This window comes from Thiocapsa sp., from assembly GCF_022340925.1.
Lineage (GTDB): Bacteria > Pseudomonadota > Gammaproteobacteria > Chromatiales > Chromatiaceae > Thiocapsa.
Window position 1 is genome coordinate 1 of record NZ_JAJDNA010000096.1, and the last position, 4,225, is coordinate 4,225.

At 66.9% G+C, this 4,225-nt stretch carries 4 protein-coding genes; 3 read left to right on the forward strand and 1 reads right to left on the reverse strand.

Translation table 11 applies throughout. The annotated features are described in order from the left end of the window. Together LJE61_RS11540 and LJE61_RS11545 are read left to right on the forward strand one after the other, a co-directional pair. Positions 1-886, forward strand: an 886-nt coding sequence (locus tag LJE61_RS11540) for a L,D-transpeptidase family protein (RefSeq protein WP_296918478.1), incomplete at its 5' end; no start/stop codon positions are given. A gap of 146 nt (positions 887-1,032) precedes the next feature. After that, entirely contained in the window at positions 1,033-1,455 is a 423-nt protein-coding gene (locus LJE61_RS11545) for a cupin domain-containing protein (RefSeq protein ID WP_296918480.1), read from the forward strand. 30 nt (positions 1,456-1,485) lie between these two features. Here the strand turns inward: LJE61_RS11545 and LJE61_RS11550 are convergent, their stop codons facing one another. Then, positions 1,486-2,229, reverse strand: a complete 744-nt coding sequence (locus tag LJE61_RS11550) for a YwaF family protein (RefSeq protein WP_296918482.1) — start codon at positions 2,227-2,229, stop codon at positions 1,486-1,488. Positions 2,230-2,552: 323 nt separating this feature from the next. Here LJE61_RS11550 and recC point away from each other — a divergent pair. Then, on the forward strand, positions 2,553-4,225 hold a 1,673-nt coding region (gene recC / locus LJE61_RS11555), incomplete at its 3' end, for an exodeoxyribonuclease V subunit gamma (protein WP_296918484.1).

The following is a 4,225-nucleotide window of genomic DNA, read 5'->3' on the forward strand; positions in this document are numbered from 1 at the left end:
TGTGGTTGCTCGCGATGAGGACACGCTTCCCGACTTTGCCCGCCGCTATGGTCTGGGTTACGACGAGATCGTTGCGGCGAATCCGGGGGTCGACCCGTGGCTGCCCGGCAAGGGGACCCGCATCGTGCTTCCGACCCAGCACGTCCTCCCCGACGCCCCCCGCGAAGGCGTGGTCGTGAATCTCGCGGCGCTGCGCCTGTTCTACTTTCCTGAACGCGAGGACGGAGAGCCGCAGGAGGTCATCACACATCCGATCGGCATCGGTCGGGAGGGTCGGAGGACCCCGCTCGGTCAGATGCGCATCATCCAGAAGACCGAAAACCCCACCTGGACGGTGCCCGCATCCGTCCGCGCCGAGCATGCTCGGCGCGGCGACCCGCTGCCGGCGGTCGTGCCGCCCGGACCCGACAATCCGCTGGGAGCGCACGCGATGCGCCTGAGCCGCCCCAGCTACCTGTTCCATGGCACAAACAAACCCTTCGGCGTCGGCATGCGGGTCAGTCACGGGTGCGTTCGATTGTACCCGGAGGACATCGCTCAATTGTTCGATGAGGTCCCGGTTGGCGCCCCGGTCCGCATCGTGAATCAGCCCTATCTGGCGGGTCGGCGAGACGGCCAACTCTATCTGGAGGCGCATGCGCCGCTCGCCGAGGATGCCGCCCGGTGGAAAGGCAGCCTCAAGCCGATGGAGAAGGCCGTCGCTGCGAGTGTCGCCGACGATCCTGCGTCGGTGGACTGGGAGAAGGCGCGAGACGCCGCTCAAGAGGTGCGCGGCATCCCGGTCCCCATCTCCCCGGGCAGCCCCAATCTCGAGGACGTCGTCGCGCGCGCACCACGGGTCCCCCGGATTCCGCCATGGGAGGAGGCAGAGGGCCGGGACACCTGACCCGGGGGTTGCCGGACGGGATACGTGTGAGCGCGCGACTGGGGGGCGCGCTCGAGGCAGGAGGTGCCCGGGCCGCTCCCACTTTGTTGTCGCCGCCTCGCCCCCATGATCCTAAGCATTGGAACGAGTCGAAGCCGACGCAGTCGATGACCACAGAGATCGTCACCGTCCGCCCCGGGCTTGCAACCGCGACACTGCAGCGGCTGCCCAATTTCGTGGGCATCTCCGAGGCCACCGCCGGCGCCACCGGAATCTCGATGAACCTCGTCGTGATCCCGCCCGCAGGCCAGGCGGAGCCTCATCTGCACCTGGGGTTCGAGACCGCCATCTACCTCCTCAAGGGCCGTGTCGAGACACGGTATGGAGAGAAACTCAGCCAGTCGGTCGTCAATCGCGAAGGGGATTTCATCTTCATCCCGGCCGGTGTCCCGCATCAGCCTCGCAACCTGAGTGACCGCGAGCCGGCCCTTGCCATCGTGGCCCGGAACAATGCCAACGAGCAGGAGACCGTGCAGCTCTATCAGCCGCAGGCCCTCGGCGCGATCGATCCTGGGCGATCAGAGGCTTGAATCGACCCGTCACTGGAACCGAGCCCGACCTCAGGTATAGGGGCCTGCCCCGTTTCTACGGGCGGCGCAGTGCGCGTTGGCGGAGACCAGATCCTTCACCAGGAACGGGAGGTAATAGATGAAGCTGGACAGCAGGGCTAATCCCGCCAAGCTCAGGATGTACCAGGGCCAGGGTCCGAGGTAATCCATCAGCGAGGGCTGCTGGGGTTTGGTGGACAGAAAAAGGTAGTTGGTTCCGAGCCATAGATTGATTGGAGCGACGATGGCGACGACCGGGAGCAAAGCCCCGAGAGACTTGAAAATGGAGACGAGCCGGGGTCTAAACCGAAAGACCAGAGTGGCGTACAGGACGCCCACGATCACCAGGCCGTGCCCGATGAAGAAGGCGATGAACGCAGGGCTGGGATATCCCCTGTCCAGATCTGGTGTCAGGAGTGCCTGAAGGGTCCCGCCCCACGCCCAGAAGTAGACCACCTCGTAGGTGCGATAAGACCGCATCGCCAACACCCATGCCGTCAAAATGACCGAGAGTCCGCAGAGATGCAGCGGCAGAAGGCTGTCCAGAGCGCGTTCGTAGTGACTCGCCAGAAGCCAGATATGGAACCCCTCCTGGATGAGCAGAAGAACCGCGAGCAGGATGCCCGCGCGGTCTTGCCAGGCGGTGGTCAGGGTCCGCCTTGCCAGCAGTGGGACGCCGATACCCACCGTGGCGATGATCAACAGCGTCGCAAGGTGCGCCGGGCCGAAAAGGATGAATGGGTCTGCCGTGCTCATTGCGACCTCCGGGTATGCCTGGTCCGGAATGGACCCTCCTGTCGGGGCGCCGTCGGTTGCGCCGGACGATGCCGGGACGCGCTCCAGGATGAAGTCGGCCTGGAGCGCTCGATGAAGGCCCGATCCCAGAGCGGTCTCCGATCCGAGATCGAGCGGTCGAGCCACGCCGCGGAGATCATGTCATTCTGCCATCCCTTCAACGGGTCGTCGGTGATGTTGGGCGGCGCTGCCTGCGTCGTCGTTTCGACCATCGTTCCTGGGCTCATCGGGGACCAGGTGCGCTCGGGTCGAGGTTCGATCACACTGACCACTTCCACGGCAGCATGGAGCCAGACGTGACCCCAACCACCCTGCGGCCTGGTCTGATGCTCGTCCACGGCAACCATGCCGAGACCCTTCGAGATCTGCTGGTGGAGTGGGTCACGCGCTATCCGCTCGCCCCGCTCGAGAATGAGATCATCCTGGCGCAGAGCAACGGGATCGCACAGTGGCTCAAGCTGGCGTTCGCCGCCGATGCGGATGCCGGCCGCGGGGAGCAGGACGCCGAGCGGCCGGGTCTCGGCATCGCCTCAGCACTCGACATCTCCTTGCCATCCCGTTTTCTCTGGCGCGTCTACCGGGCGGTGCTTGGTGCCGACGCCGTGCCGGAGACCTCGCCCTTCGACCAGTCGCGCCTGGTGTGGCGCCTGGTGCGTCTGCTTCCGGAGGTGATGGCGCGGCCCGAATACGCCCCGCTGCGTCGCTTTCTGACGCGCGATACCGATCTGCGGAAGCGTTTCCAGCTCGCCGATCGCCTGGCCGATCTCTTCGACCAGTATCAGGTGTACCGCGCGGACTGGTTGGCGGCCTGGGCAGGCGGCGAGGACGTGCTGATCGATGCACGCGGCGCCCGTCGCCGCATGCCCCAGGAGCAGCGTTGGCAGGCGGCGCTCTGGCGCGCGCTGCTCGAGGATGTGGGGACAGCTCCGCGCGACCCCGGAGGCGGCTCGAACGCCGGCCGAGCCACCGTGCATGAGGCCTTCCTGCTCCGCGCGGGTGGATGGCCGAAGGACGACCGCCCGAGCGGACTGCCGCGCCGGCTGATGGTCTTCGGCATCTCGAGCCTGCCGCGTCAGTCTCTGGAGGTGGTGGCCGCGCTGGCGCGCTGGACGCAGATCCTGGTATGCGTCCACAACCCTTGTCAGCACTACTGGGCCGAGATCGTCTCCGACAAGGACCTGCTGCGGGCCGGGCGCGCCCGTCAGCGTCGTCGTGACGGCCTGCCGGCCGACCTGTCGGAGGACTCGATGCACCTGCATGCCCACCCGTTGCTCGCGGCGTGGGGGAAGCAGGGTCGCGATTTCATCGGCCTGCTCGACGAGCATCACGAAGCCGCAGCGCGCGCCGGCGATGAGGGCCGGGTCTCGCCCATCGGCCAGCGCATCGAGCTCTTCGGGTCCCCTGGCGGGGATACCCTTCTGCAACAGCTCCAGGACGACATCCGCGACCTGCGCCCACTCGCCGAGACCCGCGCGCTCTGGCCGCCCGTGCAGCCAGCGCGGGACGCCTCGATTCGGTTCCACATCGCCCACAGCCCACAGCGCGAGGTCGAGATCCTCCACGACCAGTTGCTCGCCGCCTTCAATGCCGAGGCGAGCCTGAGGCCGCGTGACGTCGTCGTCATGGTGCCGGACATCGACACCTACGCGCCGCATGTCCAGGCGGTGTTCGGTCTGCTCGACCGGGAGGACCCGCGTTACATCCCGCACAGCGTCGTGGATCGGGGCCGCCGGTCCACCGATCCGCTCGTCCAGGCGTTGGAGAGACTGCTCGACCTTCCGCACTCCCGCCTGGCCGTCAGCGATCTGCTCGATCTGCTCGAGGTCCCGGCCCTGCGCCGGCGGTTCGGAATCGCCGAGGAGGATCTCCCGCAGCTTCATCGCTGGATCCGCGAGGCCAACATCCGTTGGGGTCTGCATGCCGAGCAGCGGGCCAGCCTCGACCTCCCTGCGCAGGC